Below are 23,583 nucleotides of genomic sequence, written 5' to 3'. Positions count from 1 at the left end.
CTTTTATATCTCCTTATTCGCAAGGTAAAATCACTTTCTTTATTTCCAGCTTCTGGCCTGAACCAACTTTGATAGACTTACGTCCGGTGTGCGCTTCCGCTTCGGTCACACTTGTTTTTGCATTTCTCCAGCTGAAGTGATCATCAATACAATCTCCGTAATCGTAATCCTCAAAACCATCGAAACCCGATTCTCTGTACTGAGAATTATTTGATGTAGCAACGGGAAGCTTACGCCCATAGCCATATTGTGCCATTAAATAACGGCCAAGCGCATCTTTATTTTCAATTTCAAGCCCTAGTGGATTGTAATTTGTAATCTCTGTTACATACTGCCATTTGGTTGCAGCAACATTATCGGGTAAACCCAATAAACCGTTTTGTTTGTATTGCCAGAACGTAGCAAAATCTTTATAAAATCCGTCTGTACGGATGTTCATCTGGTTATTCACCAAACGCTGGTAGCGGTCGGTTAAATACGTCCATGATCTGTACGGACGCAGGTTTCCTTTTACGCCGGTTATATAGGGATTGGTACTTTTAGTTGCATCTTCACAGTCGCAGCCCATACGTTTCCATGTCTCTTTGTATTCCGATGCACCCGCGTTAATAACATTATTGAATTCAACTACATTACCCTGCATCGGATTGGTTAATGTCACAACCGTACCAATGGGTGCCGAAGGCATATTACGTGCTCCTGACCGGATTACTTTGGCACGTGCAAAGCTTACAGGAACACCATTCTTATTAATAACCTGCACCGTTGACATATCCGGTTTATTAACAAACGCTTTTATGCCCGTATCAAGAATCAATTCATCTCCATCTTTAAATAAGCCTGTGTGTGTATCAAAATAGTTTTTTGAAAAACTCATTCCTTCTGTTTCACTTGCATGGCTCATACGCGTATATGCCCAGTGTGCAGGATAATTAAAGGTGTAGATCGGATCGTGAAATTCATTTTGCAAGGAAGTTAAAATCACTTCTCCTGTTTTTGCATCCCAGGCAAGGTTCTTCGTTGAAATACTTGCGCCGTTATCTTTTGCAATGGTCTCCTCCAGTATACCATACCTGTTGGCAACCTTGGTTGTAACAACAGAACGGAACTGAACAAGTTCATCCCCAACATCCGGGAAGCCCGTAGGAACTGGCAAAGGAATAAAGATTACGATTGTTTTTAAATGGCCGCTAAACCCGCCTCCTTCTGTTGTAGAAGTAGATTCGCGCTGGTCATTCACTACATCAACATCAACACCTAAAGTACTTGTTGCAGCAGGAATTGTGAGATCCGGATTTATGGTTTTAACCTGATTATCTAATTTACCGCCCAACGTTTTGTATTTATATTCAACCTCTGAAATGGGCTGTGGATTTGTCTCCTGAGAATTGACAGGAATTTCAGGATACACACGTTTGGATTTTGGTTTGCCGTGCATATCGTTTGTTTCAATGTAATATCCTTGTGTGCAGGTAGCTAAATCTGTAGATGCAAACCGCATGAATTTGGAAATCATATTCGGATTCAACCCGGCTTTAATAATCTTGGTACGCTCAGTGTAGGTCGGGAAATCTTTAGCTGTATAGAACTCCTGCTCTACCCGGCCAGTACCATTACCTACGGTATAATTTTTATTCTGAATGTTTGCAACCGTCAGTTTAACCGGTGTAACAACAACCTTGCTGTACCCCACAGTTGGCGCCGGGAAAAAGCATTCACCAAAAGGTTCTTCCAGGAAATGGGTATTGTTGGCAGCCAGCGGAATTTTTTCTTCAACAAATACAGGTTTACGGAATGGGTTTTCATCTCCTCCCATGATCGGTTCATATGCTGCAACACCGGAGCTTATTGTTCTGTTATTTTCGTTTTTTGTATAGCTGTATGTTTGCCCGTAATAGGATGTTTGTTTTACCAGACCCGGTTGCTGATTCTCTTTTACAGATTTCATCAATGCCCAGCTATCAGACATAATAATGGCTTTCACCCGATGACCGCCGCCAAGTTTGATCTGATCGGGTTCTAACAATTTCACGTACGACTCCTTGGGAACGATCTGATTGGAATGCTGCTTGGCAATCATTTCAGATGTATAGCCGGCGAAAACAGTTGCCACGCTTGAGATCTGGGAGATCAGTGCAAGCATGATGGTTTCCATGCCGGCATCTTTGGCATTGCCTAACCCTTTTAATTCTCTGCCCAGATTTAATTTAGCGAACATCCATCCAGCCCGTGAAATAGGATTTACAACGACCCCTCCGGATTTAACTTTCTGAAATACGATTTTAGCTTTCGTGTATTTATTACCCTGCAGACTACTTTCATCGAGTGTGCAGCTTCCCTTATCAATTTCGGCATAGCCTGGCACATACTCCGTTCGTGCTTTGCTTGTGGTAATGGACGGATTGATTACATTCATCAATACTTTAAAATACATCAGCTCCGTAGCACCTATATACAGATCCTGAAACTCCTGGTTACGGTTCGATGTTTTCGGAATAAATCCTTCACCCAGATTTATTGTGATAAAGTTTTTCTGATCAAATGCATTTGTAAACAAAACATCTGATTCATCTGCAATGGTATACATACGCATGGCTTTTTTATCCTGCACATAAGCATAATCATCCGATTCGTATACTACATGCATGGTACCTGCTGTTGGCATCTGAATTGTTGACAAGGCATATACGGCGGCATTATTATCAACAGCACTTTTATTCTGCTGATCGGTATACGGGAATACACCATTGGGTAATTTATTCTCACTGTTACCCGGCAGATTATTGAATTTATACGTACCCCAGCGATCGTAATTCAGATGTGAATAAGATGGATTCAATGCAGCATCCATGTTACCATCAAAATCCTGATCTGCGTATGTAAATACATATGGATTCAATACTCCTTTTTTAGAACCGCCATAGGTGAACCATACTTTTTCAAGCGTTAATTTTCCTTTTGCCGGATTTAATGCTGCATCAAATTTACTGTTTACTGTACCCGGACAAAGTTTATAGCTATAGCTGAAGTATACTGTTTTAATGGGCTCTGCACTTGAGTTCAGCTTATCTGCTTTTGCATATAAAACAATTTTATCCAGCTTCATCAGCGCGGTATTTCCGATTTTCCCATCCAGACCTTCTGCGCCAAAGCCATCCAGACGTGGACTCAGATGAAATTCAGCCACGTGTGTGGGTGTCTCAATCGAATGCAGATACCATACTTCTTTTTCACCGTAAATAATATTTCCTTTATCATCCAGGTTATCTCCTTTCATGCCTTCACTGAAACTTGCAATACGTTCGCTTTCTGACATCGGTGTGCGCCATAAGAAATTAACAGGAAGTTTAGAATAATTAAATTTTGTGTAGGTACCCAAATCTCCGTTAGAGGGGCCCGGAATATTATCGCTGTCTACATAATCCGAAGATAATATACAGGTAAGCAGATAGGAATGTGCATTGGCAGGAGTTGAAATATTATTATAATAATTATCAAGCCCGTTACGGTTGTTGTTTCCTAAATCGCTGCTTTGATAGCTTACAAGTCCTGAATTAACTGCTGCATTTTTAGTAGCCGCTGAGCCAGAATTTACCGCAAAAGTAATTTCCTGCTGGCTGATGTTATATGCCGGAATCCCATATACATAGCGGGATCCGGATTGATCGGTCACACGCACTTCTGAAATGTGATGGGCTTTTCGTAAATTATCAATACGTTTTAAGGTATCCTTTACATAGCCAATATTCTTATTGGAGGTATTTAATTTTTTATCTGCTTCGCTGCGGCCATCAATCCAGTCAAACGTATTCATTACATAATTCTGAATCGGTAATACAGCACCTCTTGAAGCTTCAGCAGCGGTTAGTGTTGTAAAAGCTGAAGTTTTGTTTGGTCTGCTGCTTCTGCTGTTTACCTGCTTTACAGCTGAAGCATTCGCATAGGTATTGGTAGGAATCCCATAAACAGATGAGGCCAGATTGTATTGCAGTAAATCAGTTGATTTCTGAACATCGTTTAAAAATACCAGATCATTTTCAACCGTTGATTCGCCCATTTTTTTAAAATATACAACTTCTTTGGTTGCGTTATTCAGATTGGTTTCTGAATTAAATACTGGAAAATTCCCATTATCACCTGTCCATTTACCTGAGATTGCATTGGTTTTATAGTAGGCGCCGTTCACTCCGACATCAATCGAGTTCGCTCCTAATCCAAGTGACACGCCGCCGGCAGGTGCTATGGATTCGTCTTTGGCAACCGGATCTGAAACAATACCAAAATCTCCGCGGTGTAAACGATAGGTTCCGCTGACACCCTGGCCGCTGACACTAAAAATGTCGTATGTATAATTTGTGACGGGTAAATTCTGTGTATACTTTTTGTGATAGGCACCATCTTTTTCTCTGTTTATATCATAGAGTTTCAAGTCCGAACTTCCTGCGCTGGAATACATATACCCATAGGCAGGATTGTGCGTAGTTGTATTTTTTAAAAATTGTCCGTTGTAATAACCTTCAAAACCCAGGTTCCCCAGTTCAGATACCGGATTAGAAAATTGAATCGCAAAGTTGGTACCTATGCTTAAATTCCGGTGACTTTGCTGTATCGTTGGTGTATAGGTTGGTGTCGAAAATCCCTGAAAAGCATTGCCTCCAAAATTAGTACCGTACAAACTTGATTTTGAACTTGGACTGTAACCGGCAGAAATCGTCATGCCTTTTAACCCTTCGCGGGTGTTGAACGGGAAACCAATGGATGCATTCAAGCCCTGTTCTTTTTTGCCGTTATCTTCTGTGTTGCTTATTCCTAATGTGGGTGAAATATCAAGTCCTGATTCAGATCCCGCCTGTAACGAAACACCTAAATTTCCAACAAGACCGTCTTTTGTACCGGATCCTGAAGAAATTGATGGATTGATTCCGGCACTGATTCCGATTCCATTATAGGTATTGTAAAATATGTTCGCATTTACACCTAAATTAGCCCGTACCAGTTTATCTACTTTCGCATCAAAAAACCTGATCCCTACACTTACTTTCGTTCCATAAGTTTCGTTGGGCGCAACATTAAAATCCGTACGTATATCATCGCCGCCAAAATCATCGGGCAAGCCACGCACAGAACGGTTGATGGCCCCTACATTTAAGTTCCAGCCCAAGCCTGTCCAGCTAGCTTCAGCATCGGGTGTAATACCGGAGGCATAATTTAAATTGATCGGATAGCCGCCTACATCCATTAACGGAATGTTGTAACTGAAGTCGCCCGTAAACGGGTCAACCATGTCATCCATTCCGGCAGGAGCAAACTGCTGCGTTTCTGGCTGTGATGGGCCTGACGACAAAGCTTTGCTTTGAATCGGAATAAAGAATGTTAAAAAATTAATTAACAGAAAAGAAGCTATTATGCGCTGATGCTTTGCTAATCGTAAAAACATTTTCTTATAATTTAATTAATGGAAATGACTGTATAGTTTCACTTGAAAGATAGAGATGACAATCGTTCAGGTGAAATGGTGAACCGTGAATCTTAATTTGATAACTGCTTAAGGAATCTGTATCCGGAATCAGGATCAATAATTTGTTGGGCTGATTCATTACATAAGAAGGAAATGCTTCTGTAATTACATTGGGCAATGTATCAGTGTTATTTTTAACAACAATTAATTGTTGTTTCAGTCCCTGAAGCAAATCTGTTTTTTTAATCGGATCAGATGCTGACTCTGTTTTGATTGTACATTCTGCCAGGCAATAGTAATACCCCTTTTGAATGTCAAGATATTTTGAAAGCGCCTTCTCGCCTTTTTCTCCATTTAGTAATGCTGCAGAATACGCTTCTAACTGTGGCGGATTAAAAATAAGGCTTAATAAAAACTGTTCGTTTTGAACACTGTTATATGTAATCCCTTTTTGTTCTTTTACCCATGCAACATATTCTTCCGCACGTAACTTTTCAGGTGCCGAAGCTGATCCGGCCGATTTTATTGATTGTAACACGTTGTTCCACCCTCCGGCCTTTTCATTGACAGCCGGATCTGACGTACAGGCCAGACATAAAGCTGCAAGCAGGCACACATACATGCGATTAAAAATAAACGTATCGATTAAATTATACTTCATTAATTTTTTATCATTTGTTAAAATATTAACAATTGCTAAAATATGACAATTAATGAATGGTTTTTAAAAAGTATAATTTAATTTATCAACATATAATAAATTTAATTCAACACAATAATTATATCAGTATTAAATATTGGAAAAATCATATTATCAGGAGGAATATAATTTTTATAAATTAAAATTTTCAGGATAAATAAAATCAGGCTTTCTAATACTAAAAAATGAAAAATACCCGGTTTAATACAAAAAACAGGTTGTTTTGAAAAAAGTACGTATAGTATCTGGTAGCTTGCTATACAAAAAAAACGGCAGGATAACCTGCCGTTTTTTTTAACTTATCTGAATCTTACGTTACTTTGATTCAGGTTTTTTACCAATGCTGTAGCCTAACGTAAACAGATATGTCTGATTAAACCATTGTGTCTGTATGCTGTTTACCGGCTCATACAGCGAAGTAAAACCGCGCACCATACGCACTCCGATATTCAATCCAAAATTAAATTCATATTCAACACCGGCCATAATACCTATATCATAGCGGTTGATGCCGTCTAATTTATTGTCGGCAATCTTTTTAACTTCCCCACCTATCAATGTATCTCTGTTTGAAGCAACGAGCAATGTGACACTTGGGCCCGCAAAGATCTGCGCGCCTTTGTAATGAAAGGCAGGTGTTACCGGATATACATCAATACAATAGTAATTTGTTTTTAAGGTTTTACCAGCTTCTTTATGGGTATATCCTCTATTCACATAATTAAATTCCGTTTTGATCCAGAAGTAATCACTGATTTCAGAATTAATATAAAACCCTGCCGTTGGTGTCCAGATCGGAGAAATAGATGAGGCACTTTTTGCATCCGAAAAATCACTGCCGTAATAATTTGGATTTGCGGCCCCTACCCTAAAACCAAAATATCCTTTTTGTGCCTGAACAGAAATTACTATTCCCAGAATGCATGTCAATACAATAGATAGCTTTTTCATAATCAACCGTGTTTGATTTTATATTATACAATAAAATTAACTTTTTTTTAATTGAAATCGCTTATTTGAAATACGTTATTTAAACGTATGCCTTTTTCCGTTTGCTGCAGGGAAATACAGGCATTGCTCAGATCATGCTCCAAAAAAACAGTCCAGTCTTCCGCTAAGACCTGGTTAAAAACGCGTTCTTTTTCCTGCATCGACACCAATGGCCGTACATCATAACTCATAATATACGGCATGGGTATATGACCGGCAGAAGGAAGCAGATCGGCGGCATACAGTATTTTTTTTTCTGCGGGTGTTGTGATCAACGGCAGCATCTGCTGTTCGGTATGTCCATCAACGAAAATAAAATCCATCCACTCAAAGGGCAGATTTTGAGTATCAACAAAATAAAGCTGACCGGATTCCTGCAAAGGAAATAAATTATCTTTCAGAAAGCTTGCTTTCTCTCTGGGGTTCGGCTCAACTGCCCAGTCCCAATGACGTGTATTGCTCCAGTAGCGCGCATTAGAGAAGGTCGGAACAATCTTATCTCCTTTTTTTTCAAGTGCGCCGCCCACATGGTCAAAATGTAAATGCGTTAATACTACATCTGTAATGTCAGAAGAATGAAAGCCATACGGTTTTAATAATGTATCCCAGGTTTGCGGAGTATCCCGGTAATAGTGCCTGAAAAATGATTCATCCTGTTTATCACCTAAGCCGGTATCGATCAATACCAGCTGCTTACCGTTTTCAATAAGCAGGCATCGGGTTGCCCAGGTGCAAAGATTGTTTGAATCAGCGGGGTTTAATTTATTCCAGATAGACTTGGGAACCACGCCGAACATGGCTCCCCCGTCTAGTTTAAAGTTTCCTGCGTTTATCGCAAAAAGTCTCATGCATTTTCTTCTACTACACCCATAGCAGAGAATTTATCAATACGCTGAGAAATACGCTCTGCCGGACTTAGTTGATTTAATTTTGCCAATGTTTCACCAATGACTTTTTTCATTTTTGTATACATCCACTCTGTATCCTGGTGTGCACCGCCAAGTGGTTCTTTAATAATATCATCAATCAGTTTATTTTTAAGCATATCTTCTGCTGTCAGGCGTAATGCTTCTGCGGCCTGTTCTTTATAATCCCAGCTTCTGAATAAAATAGAAGAACATGATTCAGGAGAAATAACCGAATACCAGGTATTTTCAAGCATCATTACTTTATCTCCGATTGCAATACCTAATGCACCACCTGAAGCTCCTTCGCCGATTATGATACAGATTACCGGAACTTTCAGCATGAACATTTCTTTCAGGTTTCGTGCAATTGCTTCACCCTGACCGCGTTCTTCTGCTTCCAGACCCGGATAAGCTCCCGGAGTATCGATTAATGTTAAGATCGGACGGTTAAATTTTTCCGCTAATTTCATTAAACGCAATGCTTTACGGTATCCATCCGGGTTGGCCATACCAAAGTTACGTACCTGACGTTCTTTTGTCTTACGGCCTTTCTGCTGACCAATGATCATAAATGATTCACCATTGATTTCACCGAAACCGCCAACCATAGCTAAATCATCTTTTACGCAACGGTCGCCATGCAGTTCAACGAATGTATCTGTGATACCGGCAATATAATCAAGTGTATACGGTCTTTCCGGATGACGGGATAATTGCACACGCTGCCATCTTGTTAAGTTTCCGTAAATATCTTTTTTTAAGCTTTTTATTTTTGTTTCCAATGCTTTAACAGCAGAGCTTACATCTACTTCACTTTCAGATGCCACTTGCTTCATTTCAGCCAGATTTGTTTCTAAATCGGCGATTGGTTTTTCAAAATCCAAATACATGTTTTTACATATAATAGTTTAGGCTACAAAAATACTAAAACAAACGGTTTTTGTTGCTAGCAGATAAGAAAGAATTAAAATGTTAATAAATTTCAGAAATAGGTTTGGAGTATATAATATTAAATGCTACCTTTGCATCGCAATAAGGGGAAACGCTCCTTGAAAATGCAGAAAGTTGACACAATCAGAATAAAAATAGATAACCATTGGAGTTGTAGTTCAGCTGGTTAGAACGCCTGCCTGTCACGCAGGAGGTCGCGGGTTCGAGTCCCGTCAATTCCGCTTAATGATCAAAGAGTTACAACGAAAGTTGTGACTCTTTTTTTTGTGGGTAAAACATAGGTAAAACATTTCAATTACCTTAATTGGAGTTATATAGAATAAAAAATCCCTAATAAATAGAATAGATTATCTATATAATTTTTTCTTTAGCCAAAATGCCACCTTCACTAACAATATCAAAGCTGGCACTTCAACCAACGGCCCAATCACTCCTGTAAATGCCGGCCCTGAATTTATTCCAAAAATAGCGATAGCAACGGCAATAGCCAGTTCAAAGTTATTTCCGGCTGCGGTAAATGAAAGTGCTACATTTTTAGAATAATCGGCACCAATGTACTTCCCAGCTATAAATGTTCCAATAAACATTAGAGCAAAATAAATCGTTAAAGGAATAGCAATCCTTAAAACATCCATTGGTAGCTGGACAATCAACTCTCCTTTCAAACTAAACATAACTACAATTGTAAATAATAATGCAATTAAGGTAATCGTACTTATGAACGGAAGATATTTTTGTTCGTACCAGTCTTTTCCTTTTACTTTTATCAATACATATCTGGAAACAAATCCTGCTAATAAAGGATTTCCGAGATAGATAAATACGCTCACTGCAATTTCCAGAAAACCAATATTAATTTCAATTCCCTTTATGCCGAAATATGGCGGAAGTACTGTAATATAAAGCCATGCCAACACACTATAAAACAGTACCTGAAAGATACTATTCAATGCAACCAAACCTGCTGCATATTCTCTATTTCCATCAGCCAGCTCATTCCAAACAATAACCATGGCAATGCATCGGGCAATACCGATTAATATTAAACCTACCATATACTCCGGATAATCCGAGAGAAACGTAATAGCAAGTACAAACATTAATAAAGGTCCAACAATCCAGTTTATAAAAAGAGACAACGACAATACTTTTACATTGTCGAATATATTATCAATCTCTTCATATTTTACTTTCGCCAAGGGAGGATACATCATAACAATTAATCCTATTGCAATAGGAATATTTGTTGTGCCAGATTGAAAAGAGTTTATCAATGATGGAGTATTAGGTATAAAATATCCTATCCCTACTCCTATTGCCATTGCTAGGAAAATCCATAACGTCAAGTAACGATCTAAGAAACCTAATTTCTTTCGTTGTGCAGGATTAGAGTTGTTCATTATTAATTGATTTGAGAAAAAACATACAAACATTCCGTTGCAATCTGCTTGCTTCGTTCTAAATACTTAGCATCCTGATGAGGCGTTTCATCAAAAGCTTTAGGGTCATTATAAGGCGTTGAAACCCGAACTTCTGCTCCATCAATATACGGACAAGCACCGTCTGCTTCTGTACACGTCATAACAGCGCAAAAGCCTTGCTTCGGATTTGCTTTATCGTCGTATTTTTTAGAGAAGCATTCAATTACAATTTTAGCATCACCAAACTGAACCGAATACACAGCATTAGGTTTGCCATCTTCATTTGTTACAGTAAATCCAATCGTTTCAATTGCTTTTATGGCATTCGGATTAAATGCTGTTGCTTCTGTTCCTCCTGAATAGGTTTCTACATTATTAAAGCCATAATAGGTTGCTGCAACCTTTGCCCATATCTGGCCCAAATGACTTCTTCTTGAATTATGTGTACAGATATAAATGAGTTCGGCTGCTTTTCCTTCACTTACTTTTTTTTGCACATAAGCACTTATCTTTTTTAATACGCTCTTTCTTTCTTCTGAAATGGTATCAAATGATTTTACTGCTTCTAAAATGTATTGCTCGATTATTGGTGACATTTTATTTTTGGTTTCATTTTTATAAATTAATTAGCAACATGTTGCTCTCGGATCGCATCCACAAGAAGCATCGGGTCTTTCAGCATATACCGTGATGCTATAGATACCCATACCTTTTTCTTTATAGCTATTTATTTCTTCCTGAGATAAATATTGTGACAGCACTTCTACAGGAATGATAATTTCCTTTTCCTTTTGAACTGTGATATTTACAAATCCCTGCTCAGCTAATATTCCTAAATACTCGCTTTTCTTTATCGCTCCTGATACACACCCTGCGTACATTTCACCTTCCTTTTTTATCGCATCAGGTAAATCGCCTTTTAACACTATGTCTGAAATACTAAAATGTCCGAGTGGCTTTAATATTCTAAATACCTCTGAAAAAGCCTTTGCCTTATCAGGTACTAAGTTCATTACACAATTACTTACAACAACATCTGCACGTTTAGAAGACAATGGAATATCTTCAATATCACCCAATCTGAATGCTACATTTGTAAAGCCCAACTTCTCAGTATTTCCTTTAGCTTTCTGAATCATGGCTTCCGTCATATCAATTCCTATAACCTCACCTTCTTCACCTGTTAACGTTCTTGCTACAAAGGCATCATTACCCGCACCTGAGCCCAGGTCAACAACTGTATCCCCTTTCTTTATCTTAGCATACTCCGTAGGAAGTCCGCAACCAAGACCTAAATCTGCATCTGGGTTATATCCATCCAATCCTGAATAGTCTTCACTCATGATGGTGTATGTGCCACAGCTTCCTGCACCGCAACAACTGGTTTCGTTTTGTACTTTTGATTGGTTTGCAATCTCGGAGTATTTCTGCTGAACCATTTCTTTTACATCTTGATTATTATTTTTCATATCTATATTTATTTAGCGTAATATTGCGATGATAGAATGCAAAAAAAGGGTTAACAACAGCTTTCCCCTTTATATGCATCAAATAATTTATTAAATATTTTCTGAGCTTCTTTCCAGACTTTAGCATCTATGCAATAGCAAATACTCTTGCCTTCGATGTCTCCCTTTATCAACCCTGCTTCCTTTAGCTCTTTTAAATGTTGAGATACAGTTGCCTGAGAAAGTGGTAATTCTTCAACAATATCATTACAGATACATGCATTCTTTTTAATTAGGAACTCGAGTATGGCAATTCGTGCAGGATGTCCCAATGCTTTCATCAAAACAGCCGTTCTATTTTGAGCTGTATTAAAATTATCTGTTTTTGTTAATCCCATATCGTAATATTACGATGTTATATTTGTATTTACAAACATTTCATTAACTAAATAGAACATTTTTGGGATTTTACTCTTATTTCTATAGATTTACCTAGTGAGATTCTGGTTATCCATATTAAGCCTATACATAATAGCATTGACGACAATGCCATGCCCTGATGCTATTACGTGTCAGGAAATGAAATCTAATAACTCATATTCAGATAAAAATCATGATCATAGTGAAGATGAAACAGATTTATGTTCGCCTTTTTGCGTCTGCTCTTGTTGCGGGTGTTCAGGTTTTTTATTGACAATAGCAAAAATTTATTTTAAAGATGAGGTTAAAATAAATACACCATTTTTTGTTTTCTTTTACCGCTCAGAGTTTATTTCCTCTTATTACTATTCCTTCTGGCAGCCGCCTAAAATTGCCCTTTCCTAAATCCCAATTAAATTAAGTTTCTTAGCTAGCCTATGTTTATGCATAAGTACGCTCAATCTATTATTTAATTTACATGACAACAAAAAAGTCTAAGGGCAAGCCTTTAACCTTTTTAGGTGTGGTTAAAATTATAGCTATTATATGCATATGCATAATTTTAATCATGGCAATAATAATTAGAATTAGTCATTATGTGCTTTACCATTTTAAATAAAACATCATGCTTGATAAAATCATTCATTTCTCAATAAAAAACAAACTCATAATTGGTGTCTTTACATTGGCATTAATTATTTGGGGATGTTGGTCAGCAACAAAGCTGCCTATTGATGCCGTACCTGACATCACAAACAATCAGGTACAAGTAATCACTTCAAGTCCATCACTGGCTGCCCAGGAAGTGGAAAGGTTAATTTCATTTCCTGTAGAAGTTAACATGGCTAACATACCTGGCTTAATAGAAGTGCGTTCTATTTCCCGCTTTGGGCTATCAGTAGTAACAGTTGTCTTTGATGATGCAACAGATATTTACTGGGCAAGACAACAGGTGTCAGAAAGACTGAAATCTGCTACCGATCAAATACCTAAAGGTGTTGGTGTCCCTGAAATGGGGCCGGTAAGTTCTGGCCTAGGGGAAATTTATCAATACGTGATACATCCTAAAAAAGGCTACGAAAACAAATATACTCCAATGGAACTCCGTACGATTCAAGACTGGATTGTACGAAGACAATTATTGGGAACGAAAGGTGTAGCTGATGTAAGTAGTTTCGGAGGGTTTGTAAAACAATACGAAATATCAATAAATCCGGATAAGCTGCGTAGTATGAATATTACGATAGGAGAAGTTTTTTCAGCCTTAGAAACAAATAATCAAAATACGGGCGGAGCTTATATTGATAAGCAACCAAACGCTTGGTTTATAAGAACAGAAGGTCTTGCTACTTCAATAGAAGATATTCAAAAAGTAGTAGTGAAAAATACAAACAATGGCACCCCCATTCTTATTCGTGATGTAGCTGTAGTACAATTTGGACATGCCGTCCGTTATGGAGCTATGACAAGGAATAACGATGGTGAAGTGGTAGGTGCGATTGTTATGATGCTTAAGGGAGCTAATTCGAATGAAGTAATAGGCAACGTTAAAGAACGAATTGAGCAGATAAGAAAAACGCTTCCTGAAGGTGTTGAGATCGAAGCTTTTCTTGACAGAACAAATTTAGTTAATAGAGCAATTCATACAGTATCTAAAAACTTGATTGAAGGTGCTCTTATAGTAATTTTTGTACTTGTTTTATTTTTAGGAAATCTTCGTGCTGGTTTAGTAGTAGCATCTGTCATACCATTAGCAATGCTATTTGCACTTTCTATGATGAATCTTTTTGGGGTTTCAGGAAACTTAATGTCTCTAGGTGCAATAGATTTCGGATTAATCGTTGATGGAGCTGTAATTATTGTAGAAGCAACCTTACATCATATTGTAAGCAAGCGATACACTCATAAGCTTTCTCAAGATGAGTTAGACAACGAAGTATTTGAATCCGCTTCCAAAATCAGAAACTCTGCTGCTTTTGGAGAAATCATTATACTCATTGTATATCTTCCAATTCTTGCTCTTGTTGGTATTGAAGGTAAAATGTTTAAACCGATGGCGCAAACAGTAGCCTTTGCAATATTAGGTGCTTTCATATTGTCTCTTACTTATGTGCCAATGATTTCAGCATTGCTTTTAAGTAAAAACCCATCTCATAAGAAAAATATTTCAGATAAGATGATGGATTTTTTCTACAAAATTTATTCCCCTGCTATTCATTTTGCCATCAAAAGAAAAATAGCTGTGGTATTAACATCCCTCCTGCTTTTTGCAGTGAGCTTATTTATTTTCATGAATATGGGTGGTGAATTTATACCAACATTAGATGAAGGTGATTTTGCCGTTGAAACTCGTGTACTAACTGGAAGTTCAATGATGGAAACAGTAGATGCTTCTTTAAAAGCTGGAGAAATTTTAACAAAACAATTTCCAAATGAAGTGAAGGAAGTAATCGGAAAAATTGGTGCCGGAGAAATCCCCACTGATCCGATGCCCATTGAAGCATGTGATTTGATGGTCATACTAAAAGATAAGGATGAATGGACAAGTGCAACCACACGCGATGAGCTGGCCAATAAGATGCAGGAAGCGTTAGAAGATATTCCTGGGGTAAATTTTGGTTTTCAGCAGCCTATACAGATGCGATTCAATGAACTCATGACCGGGGCAAAACAGGATGTAGCTATCAAAATTTATGGTGAGGATTTGGATATACTCACACAACAAGCAAATCAACTCGGTAAAATCATACAGACAATCAATGGTGCTAAAGATTTGTATGTCGAAAAGGTAACAGGATTACCACAAATACTTGTAAAATTTGATAGAGATAAGGTAGCACAATTTGGTTTAAACATTGAGGAGATGAATCGAATTGTAAGTACAGCTTTTGCTGGCGAGTCAGCAGGTGTTATATATGAAGGTGAAAGACGTTTTGATTTGGTATTAAGGTTGAATAAAGAAAACCGTCAGAGCATTGAAGATGTACAAAACTTATTTGTAACAACTGCTGATGGCCATCAAATTCCGTTGAGCCAGATTGCAGAAATAAGCTTTAAAGTAGGTCCAAATCAAATACAGCGTGATGATACAAAACGACGTATTACAGTCGCATTTAACGTTAGAGGAAGAGATGTTGAAAGTATTGTTAAAGAGATACAGGATAAAGTACAAGCGCAATTAAAACTTCCTTCAGGATACTATTTAACCTATGGTGGACAGTTTAAAAACTTAGTAGAAGCTAAAGCTCGCTTATCTGTAGCTGTACCTATTGCAATGGCTCTCATATTTATATTGCTGTATTTTACTTTCAATTCCTTTAAGCAAAGCATTCTGATTTTTACAGCTATCCCTCTTTCTGCTATTGGTGGTGTGTTTGCCTTATGGTTGCGTGATATGCCTTTCAGTATTTCGGCAGGTGTAGGTTTCATTGCCTTGTTTGGAGTAGCAGTATTAAACGGCATCGTTTTATTAGGTGAATTTAATAGTCTTAAGAAAGAGGGTTTAACTAACCTAACAGATATTATATTAAAAGGAACCCAAACAAGATTAAGACCCGTTCTTATGACTGCGACAGTTGCTTCCCTAGGCTTTTTGCCTATGGCATTGTCTCATGGGTCTGGAGCTGAGGTACAAAAGCCTTTGGCAACTGTTGTAATTGGAGGATTATTGTCTGCAACATTACTTACTTTATTAGTATTGCCCGTGTTGTATATCCTGTCTGAAAATGGATTCAAATTTAAGACTCCTAAAGTTGCTGTAATACTAGTGCCTCTACTATTTATGATGGGAATGCCAAGCTTATTAAAAGCGCAGGCTCCTCAAATCCTTTCTTTGGAACAGGCAATGCAAACTGCTGTGCAAAATAATTATAGTATAAAAGCAGCTCAGTATAACGTTGATTATAATAAAAATTTAAAAGGGACATCAACGGATATAGGAAAGACGAGCGCTACTCTTATGTATGGGCAGTATAATAGTTATTACAATGACAATAACTTTACGATTTCACAAACAATACCATTCCCTACTACTATGCACAGACAAGCTCAGTATTACAATGCTGCACTTAAAAGTGCAGAATATAATAAGGACATGTCAGAAAATGAATTGATACGAAATGTTAAAACTGCATACTATGCATTGCAATTTTCAAAAGCACGCAGAACTTTTTTACTAAAGCAGGATAGCATTTTTGTTGTCTTCCTTAGGTCAGCAGATCTTCGCTTACGAACAGGAGAAAGCAATGCGTTGGAAAAAGCTACTGCTGAAAGCCAGCTGTATGAAATTCGGACATTAATTGCACAGAATGATGCAGATATTATCATTTATCAGAATCAACTTAAAACACTGCTGAACACGAATGATGATATTACCACCCAGGGGATTACTCTTGATAAAAGAACGCTGTTAATTGGTGCGGATTCAGCTGCTGTAAACGGCAATCCGGCATTACGTTATTTTACTCAACAGGTACAAGTTGCTGAAGCGGCTAAAAATGTGGAACGTTCACGTTTGATGCCCGACATTACCTTGGGATATTTTAATCAAAGCTTATACGGCACACCTAATTATCAAGATCCTACAGTCGTTGCGAATGGGACTAGTCGTTTTCAGGGTGTAACGATAGGTGTTGCCATTCCTATTTGGGCCAAACCTCAGTTAGCTAAAATTAAGGCTAATGAAGCATATAAAAATGTAGCACAAGCCAATTTGGATCTTTACGAAAAAAACTTACAAGGTGAATATGCTCAAGCGTTTCAGTCATATTTAAAATTCAAAAACAGTCTTGAATATTATGAAACTAATGCGCTACCTACAGCCGACATTATAACCAAAAATGCGTTGGCTAACTACCAAAGCGGCAACATCGGTTATATTGAATTCTCTCAAGGCTTAAACAGAGCCTTAAGTATTCAGACAAATTACTTAGACATTGTAAGCCAATACAATCAATCAATCATTAACATTGAATTCCTTATCGGAAATAAATAATCATTATATGAAAAAGACACTATATAAAATCGTAATTATCATTGCAGCCAGCTGCATACTTTATTCCTGCGGAAACAAGTCAGAAAAAGCAGTTGAAGAACATCATGAAGAAGAGGAAGGAAAAGTAGAATTAAACAATGCACAATTTAAAAGTGCAGGGATTGAGTTTGGTAAAGTAGAACTAAAAAATATTAGTTCCACCATTTCTGTTAATGGGGTATTGGATGTCCCTCCTCAAAACATGGTATCTTTATCGGCACTTATGGGAGGATTTATAAAATCTACCATTCTATTACAAGGCATGCGTGTAAAAAAAGGCCAGGTAATTGCTACGATTCAGAATACAGACTTCATACAAATTCAAACTGAATATTTAGAGAATATTCAAAAATTGAAATTTTTAGAGTTAGAATATAAAAGACAGGAAGAACTTTCAAAAGAAAATGTAGCCTCAGCCAAAATTTTCCAACAAGCAAGCTCAGACTATAACAGTTTGCAAGCCACTATTGGAGGTTTGGAAGAAAAATTAAAGATTTTAAATATTGATCCTACAACTTTAACTAAATCTACAATCAGAAGTATCGTAAATATTTATTCTCCAATAAATGGATACGTAACAACAGTAAATATAAACATTGGCAGGTTTGTAAATCCACAAGACGTCATTTGTGAGATAGTCGACACAGAACACTTACATGCTGAGCTAACTGTGTTTGAAAAAGACATTTCAAAAATAAAAATTGGACAGAAACTTAGATTCGTTCTTGTCAATGAAAGTGGCAAAGAACGTACAGCATCCATATATTTAATCAATCATCAAATTTCTCCTGAAAGAACCATACGTGTGCATGCGCACATTGACACGGAAGATCCGAACCTAATGCCAAACATGTATCTAAAAGCATTAATAGAGATTGGTGAAGGTAATAAAACAACTGCGCTACCTGAGAAAGCTATAGTAAATGTTGGAGATAAATTCTATATCTTCATAAAAGATGATGGCCATAGCCATGAACACACAGAAACAAAACATGAAGAGGGTACAGAAACTCATGCAGAAGGCGAAGAAAAACATTCAGCAACTGAAGAGGTAAAACATGAAGAAGAGCAAGCTTTTAAAGCCATTGAAATACAAAAAGGTATTACTCAGAATGGCTATACAGAAGTAATACTCCCAGAGGGTTTTGAAATAGATCATGCTAAAGTAGTTATAAACGGTGCTTATGCGCTGCTTTCAAAAATGAACAATTCAGAAGAAGAAGGTCACGCTCATTAATTCCGACAAAAGATCTGAAAAATATAAATTAGAATAACTCATAAGTAATTAAGATTAGAATTATGCAAGAAACTATTAAAAACGATGCTGAGGACCAAAACCAAAAAGCAGTCGATCAAAAACACGATCACGGTTCTGGCAGTGAGAGTGACCATGATCACGATGCAGTAGATACAGAGGAAGAAAAAGCTGACGGATTTAAAAAATATCTTCCCGCTATAATTTCCTTCGTACTACTAATCGGAGGAATTATTGCCGATAACCAGGTAACTAAATTTCAAAGGCTGGAATTCTTCCAAGGATATGTCAGGTTAGCCTATTATCTTATACCCTATTTGCTCATTGGCTGGCCTGTGCTGAAAAAAGCATACCGATCTATCTTGCGTCGTGACTTCTTTAATGAGTTCATGTTAATGAGCATAGCTACTCTTGGAGCATTCTATATCAAGGAATATCCGGAAGGAGTTGCCGTAATGCTATTTTATCAGATTGGAGAATTATTCCAGGATGCTGCGGTGCAACGGGCTAAAAGATCCATAAAAGCGCTGCTGGATATTCGTCCGGATGAGGTAAATGTACTTAGGAATGGCAAAGCGGAAAAAGTACATCCTACTAAAGTAGCTATAGGTGAAACCATTCAAATCAAGTCCGGTGAAAAAATTGCATTAGATGGGGAGCTCCTTTCTGAAAAAGCATCCTTCAATACTGCTGCGCTAACTGGTGAAAGCAAGCCGGATAATAAGTATAAAGGTGAGCCTGTATTGGCAGGCATGATTAATCTTGACACTGTATCTGAGGTAAAAGTAACTGCTCTATTCAAAGACAGTAAATTGTCCAAGATACTGGAACTCGTACAGGATGCAACAGCAAAAAAAGCAAAGACACAGCTCTTTATTTCACGATTTGCACGCAGGTATACACCTGTAATGGTGTTCCTTGCTATTGCGATTACTGTTGTACCTTCTTTCTTTGTAGACAATTATGTTTTCAATGATTGGCTGTATAGAGCATTGGTATTTCTTGTTATTTCCTGCCCTTGTGCATTAGTTGTATCTATTCCTTTAGGATATTTCGGGGGTATTGGATTAGCCTCACGCAATGGTATCCTGTTTAAAGGCTCTAACTATTTAGATGTCATGACCGGTATTGATACTGTAGTAATGGACAAAACAGGAACGCTAACAAAAGGTGTTTTTAAAGTTCAGCAAGTAGAACCCAGCAATATTGAAAAAGATTCTCTTTTAAAATATACAGCTGCATTAGAGACACATTCAACACATCCTATTGCAAAAGCAGTTGTTGCATATGTAGCTCTTAAAGATTTACCGAATGCTGAAAATGTTGAGGAAATTGCAGGGTATGGATTAAAAGGTACTGTAGAAGGGAAACAGATATTAGTAGGGAATCTAAAATTATTGAGCAAATTCAATATTGCCTTTGATGAACAAATTAAGAACATCACTGACACCATAGTTGTAACAGCCATAGACGGGAAGTATGCAGGCTATTTAACCATTGCAGATGAAATCAAGGAAGATGCCTTAGAAGCCATAAAGGCATTGCATGGACTAGGTATTAAGACTGTTATGCTTTCGGGCGATAAGCAGGCTGTAGTAGATGCTGTCGCAAAGACATTAGGTATTGACGCTGCTTATGGCGATTTGCTTCCTGAAGGTAAAGTAGAAAAAGTACAGGCCCTTAAAAATGAGGGGAAGAAGATAGCATTTGTAGGAGATGGTGTTAACGATGCACCAGTTGTAGCTTTAGCAGATGCTGGAATTGCAATGGGTGGTTTGGGTTCGGATGCTACGATTGAAACTGCTGACATTGTTATTCAAAATGATCAGCCATACAAAATCTTCTCTGCTATTAAAATCGGCAAGCTTACTAAAAGAATTGTATGGCAAAACATATCGCTAGCATTTGCTGTAAAAGTTATTGTATTGATTTTAGGTGCTGGAGGTTTGGCAACCTTATGGGAAGCTGTATTTGCCGATGTTGGTGTTGCTCTGTTGGCAATATTGAATGCTGTACGTATTCAAAAGATAAAATTATAGTTATCTCAAACACGAATTATTATGAATAGTGTTACGCTTACAAATTACAATACAGAATTTATTATTGATGAAAAAGACGCTAGTTCAATCAAACTTATAAAGTTAACTTCATTGAATCAATATTCAAATTTGATGCTAATAATAAAAGATGAAAATGGTTCTACTCTAATAAATCGAGAGTTGGGATCTTTTAATATAGACCCTATCAAAAAGGAAATTCTGATAAACGAAGAAATAAAAGTATTCAAATTTATAATTGTAAGCATTTATAAAACTGAAATGAATCAAAAATTTACCATTACATTATATTTTGAAACCACACAATAAAAACAATTAGAACTGTAATTAAAATATAAATCCTGATGGCATCATCAGGATTTATATTTTAAATTAATAAGGCTTATTATTTAATAACCAATCCTGAAACTCAGAAATTTCCATTTCTTGATCTTTAATCATTTTTTTTGCCATTTCCTTTAAATCTGCGTCCTTACCGTAGTCTATTTGTGCCTGAGCCATTTCAGTAGCACTTTGATGATGTGTAATCATAAGTGCAGCAAAATCATTGTCCGAGTCGCCAGTGATAACTTCAAGATCAGCCCCTTTTGCCATTTTTTCCATGGAGGCCATAACAACCATATTATATTCAGTTGAGTTTGTATTATCCATATCCATGTGATTGTTCAGAAATGCATTCAACTCTGCAATTTCAGCCGTTTGTGCAGATATTATCTGATTTGCTTTTGTTTTCATTGCAGGATTATCACCATGTACCAATTCGTAATTTGCCATATCCAATGCACCTTGGTGATGCATTTTCATCATCATTGCAAAATCATGATCTACATTATTCATTTTGGTCATCGTATCCATGCTATGAGACATTTTGTGCATTATTTTCATCATCTCATTATCATTATGGGCTTGAACCTTTAATCCACTCGGCTCGGCTGGATCATCCTTTTTACAAGAAGATAGAGATATAATTGCGGTAACGATTACGGATGCCAAGATAGTTTTGACAAGTGTGTTCTTTGATTTCATACGTTTTTTTAATTTTGAGTTAATAATAGTTTAGATTTGAATCAAATTTTTAATCTATGCCGAGATAAGTGTTATCATATGATTACACTCTTCTGCACAGGCTCTACAAGATTCTGCGCACTTTTTGCAATGATCCATGTGACTGCCGTGTTTTTCACATTCTTCAGCACATTTATTACAAATATCTGCGCATAGCTGACATAATTGTGAGCTATACATTCCGCCTAAAGCCATTATTCGGGCGGCTGAAAAACATATTTCAGCACACTCCCTATTCAACTGAATGCATTTTTGTAACATTTTCATGTCTGATTCGTTTAAACATTCTGTGGTGCAATGTTCGCATTCAGCGGCACATTTGACGCAGGCATTGATACATGATAGAAATTTTTCGTAACTCATAGCTTTTGGGTTTAAATTGATTGATAGTTACTGAAGTTAAAAAACATTTATGTGATTTATCACAACATCCAAAAATTTTGTAACTATTTACAGTTAAAACATAACAACCCATACTGTTTAATTTCTTTACTTTACATAGATGAAAAGACTTACCAGCATATTGCTCCTTGTTATTTACTTTGCCTTCAATATAGGCTTAGTAATAAATAAGCATTATTGTAGTGGTAAAGTTATTTCAGTTTCGTTCTCGGATGCTAAAAAAGGGATGTGCGGTATTTGTGGCACAAAAAAAATGAACAAAAATTGTTGCAAGGATACTCAAACAAACCTTTCAATTGACGATAATCAAATAAGCTCGCATACAAATTTTAATTTTATTGGTGTATATACTAATGCAATAGTACCGTTCTTATCTTACCTAATTGAAGTGCCTGCTTATTCTAATAGTATAGAACACACAGGTCAATTTTATGCATTTGAAACAGGACCTCCTAAAATACCCATCTACCTTAGGTTACATACGCTTATTATTTAATTTTTACTTTTTTCTATAAAGCGAGAGATACTATTCTATAGTTATCGCTTATAAACATCCTATTCTCCTATCTCTTATTAGTGTATCAAATTAAAGGAAGCTTTTGCTTGACTTTATTTATACTGTCCATTTAAATCAATGAATTTCATGTTCGTTTATGAAATCTTGCTGCGAAAATGGAAGATAGCCTTCCAATAAAGGTAAAAGGGTTATAAATATGATTTTGTTAGTAATCATAGGATGCGTCTTCCTTTTCGTAGCTTATTTACAATAGTTTTATTCTAACTCTAAATATTAAAACCATGAAAACTAAAAAAAGAATTTATTCCATCCTCTTCGCTCTGATTGTATCAGTATTTGCATTTAATGCAACTGCAAAGGTGTTACATGATGAGACATCAACATTTAAGGTATATGGCAACTGTGAAATGTGCAAAAACCGTATTGAAACAGCATTGATAAAAAACCAAAACATCAAAAAAGCAACCTGGGATGTTAAAACAAAAATGCTTACTGTAGTATATGATCCACATATGATAAACCTGGATGCAATTCATAAAATAGTAGCGGATGCAGGTTATGATACAGATAAAGTAAAAGCTACTGATGCAGCGTATAATAAACTTCCGGGTTGCTGCAAATACGATAGAGCTAAAAAAATGTAACAATATTTAAACAACCTATACAATGAAAAAAATAATCTTGCCAATCATGGCTATTGCTATAGTAGCACTAGTTGCCATATCATGTGAAAACAAAAATAATAATCTTCCTGAAGACACGCATACTACCACTCAGCAGTATACATGCCCAATGCATCCTGAAGTTATTTCTGACAAACCTGGCAGCTGCCCGAAATGCGGAATGGATCTTGTAAAAAAATCTTCCTCAGAACCAATGGATATGAAGCATGACAGCACAATGCACAATGACAGTACTATGAAAATGTAATACATATAATCTCTTTGTTCTAATATAGT

At 36.9% G+C, this 23,583-nt stretch carries 19 protein-coding genes and 1 tRNA gene; 9 read left to right on the top strand and 11 right to left on the bottom strand.

The annotated features are described in order from the left end of the window. Window positions 1-13: 13 nt before the first annotated feature. The 5 genes from CHU_RS07415 to CHU_RS07395 all read right to left on the bottom strand — a co-directional run bounded on the left by CHU_RS07415 (window position 14) and on the right by CHU_RS07395 (window position 8,946). Window positions 14-5,437, bottom strand: coding sequence for a hypothetical protein (locus tag CHU_RS07415; RefSeq protein ID WP_011584907.1), 5,424 nt, complete (start codon window positions 5,435-5,437; stop codon window positions 14-16). A 4-nt stretch (window positions 5,438-5,441) separates the two neighbouring features. Then, the gene (locus tag CHU_RS07410; protein WP_011584906.1) at window positions 5,442-6,119 is read right to left on the bottom strand and encodes a hypothetical protein; all 678 of its coding nucleotides are present in this window, start codon (window positions 6,117-6,119) and stop codon (window positions 5,442-5,444) included. Window positions 6,120-6,473: 354 nt separating this feature from the next. Beyond that, window positions 6,474-7,109: an outer membrane beta-barrel protein gene (locus CHU_RS07405; protein WP_011584905.1), complete on the bottom strand. Its 636-nt coding sequence runs from the start codon at window positions 7,107-7,109 to the stop codon at window positions 6,474-6,476. A 47-nt stretch (window positions 7,110-7,156) separates the two neighbouring features. Continuing rightward, window positions 7,157-7,996, bottom strand: coding sequence for an MBL fold metallo-hydrolase (locus tag CHU_RS07400; protein WP_011584904.1), 840 nt, complete (start codon window positions 7,994-7,996; stop codon window positions 7,157-7,159). Then, entirely contained in the window at window positions 7,993-8,946 is a 954-nt protein-coding gene (locus tag CHU_RS07395; protein ID WP_011584903.1) for an acetyl-CoA carboxylase carboxyltransferase subunit alpha, read from the bottom strand. The genes CHU_RS07400 and CHU_RS07395 overlap by 4 nt, the downstream gene beginning before the upstream one ends. A gap of 208 nt (window positions 8,947-9,154) precedes the next feature. On the opposite strand from CHU_RS07395, the gene CHU_RS07390 reads away from it, so the two are divergent. After that, window positions 9,155-9,228, top strand: a tRNA-Asp gene (locus CHU_RS07390). A gap of 126 nt (window positions 9,229-9,354) precedes the next feature. On the opposite strand, the gene arsB is transcribed toward CHU_RS07390, so the two are convergent. From arsB to CHU_RS07370, 4 genes are read right to left on the bottom strand one after another with little or no spacing between them, the layout of a single operon-like run. Next, window positions 9,355-10,407 (bottom strand): ACR3 family arsenite efflux transporter, encoded by a 1,053-nt coding sequence (arsB, locus tag CHU_RS07385; protein WP_011584902.1) that lies wholly within the window; start codon window positions 10,405-10,407, stop codon window positions 9,355-9,357. 2 nt (window positions 10,408-10,409) lie between these two features. Further along, window positions 10,410-11,024 (bottom strand): protein-tyrosine-phosphatase, encoded by a 615-nt coding sequence (locus CHU_RS07380; protein WP_011584901.1) that lies wholly within the window; start codon window positions 11,022-11,024, stop codon window positions 10,410-10,412. 30 nt (window positions 11,025-11,054) lie between these two features. Beyond that, window positions 11,055-11,897 (bottom strand): arsenite methyltransferase, encoded by an 843-nt coding sequence (locus CHU_RS07375; protein WP_011584900.1) that lies wholly within the window; start codon window positions 11,895-11,897, stop codon window positions 11,055-11,057. Between the two features lie 50 nt (window positions 11,898-11,947). Beyond that, the gene (locus CHU_RS07370) at window positions 11,948-12,274 is read right to left on the bottom strand and encodes an ArsR/SmtB family transcription factor (RefSeq protein ID WP_011584899.1); all 327 of its coding nucleotides are present in this window, start codon (window positions 12,272-12,274) and stop codon (window positions 11,948-11,950) included. Between the two features lie 97 nt (window positions 12,275-12,371). Between CHU_RS07370 and CHU_RS19920 the strand changes: the two genes are divergently transcribed. The 5 genes from CHU_RS19920 (at window position 12,372) to CHU_RS07350 (ending at window position 20,949) form a co-directional block, all read left to right on the top strand. Beyond that, entirely contained in the window at window positions 12,372-12,701 is a 330-nt protein-coding gene (locus CHU_RS19920; protein WP_369678447.1) for a DUF6660 family protein, read from the top strand. A 220-nt stretch (window positions 12,702-12,921) separates the two neighbouring features. Next, on the top strand, window positions 12,922-17,289 hold the full coding sequence (locus tag CHU_RS07365) for a CusA/CzcA family heavy metal efflux RND transporter (protein WP_011584898.1): 4,368 nt from the start codon (window positions 12,922-12,924) through the stop codon (window positions 17,287-17,289). Between the two features lie 7 nt (window positions 17,290-17,296). Further along, window positions 17,297-18,565, top strand: a complete 1,269-nt coding sequence (locus CHU_RS07360; protein WP_011584897.1) for an efflux RND transporter periplasmic adaptor subunit — start codon at window positions 17,297-17,299, stop codon at window positions 18,563-18,565. A gap of 62 nt (window positions 18,566-18,627) precedes the next feature. Then, window positions 18,628-20,622 (top strand): heavy metal translocating P-type ATPase, encoded by a 1,995-nt coding sequence (locus CHU_RS07355; RefSeq protein ID WP_011584896.1) that lies wholly within the window; start codon window positions 18,628-18,630, stop codon window positions 20,620-20,622. A gap of 21 nt (window positions 20,623-20,643) precedes the next feature. Then, complete coding sequence (locus CHU_RS07350) at window positions 20,644-20,949, top strand: hypothetical protein (protein ID WP_011584895.1); 306 nt, start codon at window positions 20,644-20,646, stop codon at window positions 20,947-20,949. A 63-nt stretch (window positions 20,950-21,012) separates the two neighbouring features. Here the strand turns inward: CHU_RS07350 and CHU_RS07345 are convergent, their stop codons facing one another. After that, the gene (locus CHU_RS07345) at window positions 21,013-21,666 is read right to left on the bottom strand and encodes a DUF305 domain-containing protein (protein ID WP_011584894.1); all 654 of its coding nucleotides are present in this window, start codon (window positions 21,664-21,666) and stop codon (window positions 21,013-21,015) included. Between the two features lie 54 nt (window positions 21,667-21,720). Next, a complete protein-coding gene (locus CHU_RS19840) occupies window positions 21,721-21,885 on the bottom strand; it encodes a four-helix bundle copper-binding protein (protein WP_316910396.1) in 165 nt (54 codons plus the stop codon). 322 nt (window positions 21,886-22,207) lie between these two features. Between CHU_RS19840 and CHU_RS07340 the strand changes: the two genes are divergently transcribed. The 3 genes from CHU_RS07340 to CHU_RS07330 all read left to right on the top strand — a co-directional run bounded on the left by CHU_RS07340 (window position 22,208) and on the right by CHU_RS07330 (window position 23,554). Next, window positions 22,208-22,603, top strand: coding sequence for an HYC_CC_PP family protein (locus CHU_RS07340; RefSeq protein WP_011584893.1), 396 nt, complete (start codon window positions 22,208-22,210; stop codon window positions 22,601-22,603). A 302-nt stretch (window positions 22,604-22,905) separates the two neighbouring features. After that, window positions 22,906-23,268 carry a heavy-metal-associated domain-containing protein gene (locus tag CHU_RS07335; RefSeq protein WP_011584892.1) on the top strand — a complete coding sequence of 121 codons (363 nt, stop codon included), beginning with the start codon at window positions 22,906-22,908 and terminating at the stop codon, window positions 23,266-23,268. 22 nt (window positions 23,269-23,290) lie between these two features. Beyond that, on the top strand, window positions 23,291-23,554 hold the full coding sequence (locus tag CHU_RS07330; protein ID WP_011584891.1) for a heavy metal-binding domain-containing protein: 264 nt from the start codon (window positions 23,291-23,293) through the stop codon (window positions 23,552-23,554). Window positions 23,555-23,583 lie beyond the last annotated feature (29 nt).

Origin of the sequence: Cytophaga hutchinsonii ATCC 33406 (assembly GCF_000014145.1) — a bacterium.
GTDB lineage: Bacteria > Bacteroidota > Bacteroidia > Cytophagales > Cytophagaceae > Cytophaga > Cytophaga hutchinsonii.
Note: the sequence above shows the minus strand (reverse complement) of the source record. Positions and strands in the feature narration are given on the sequence as shown.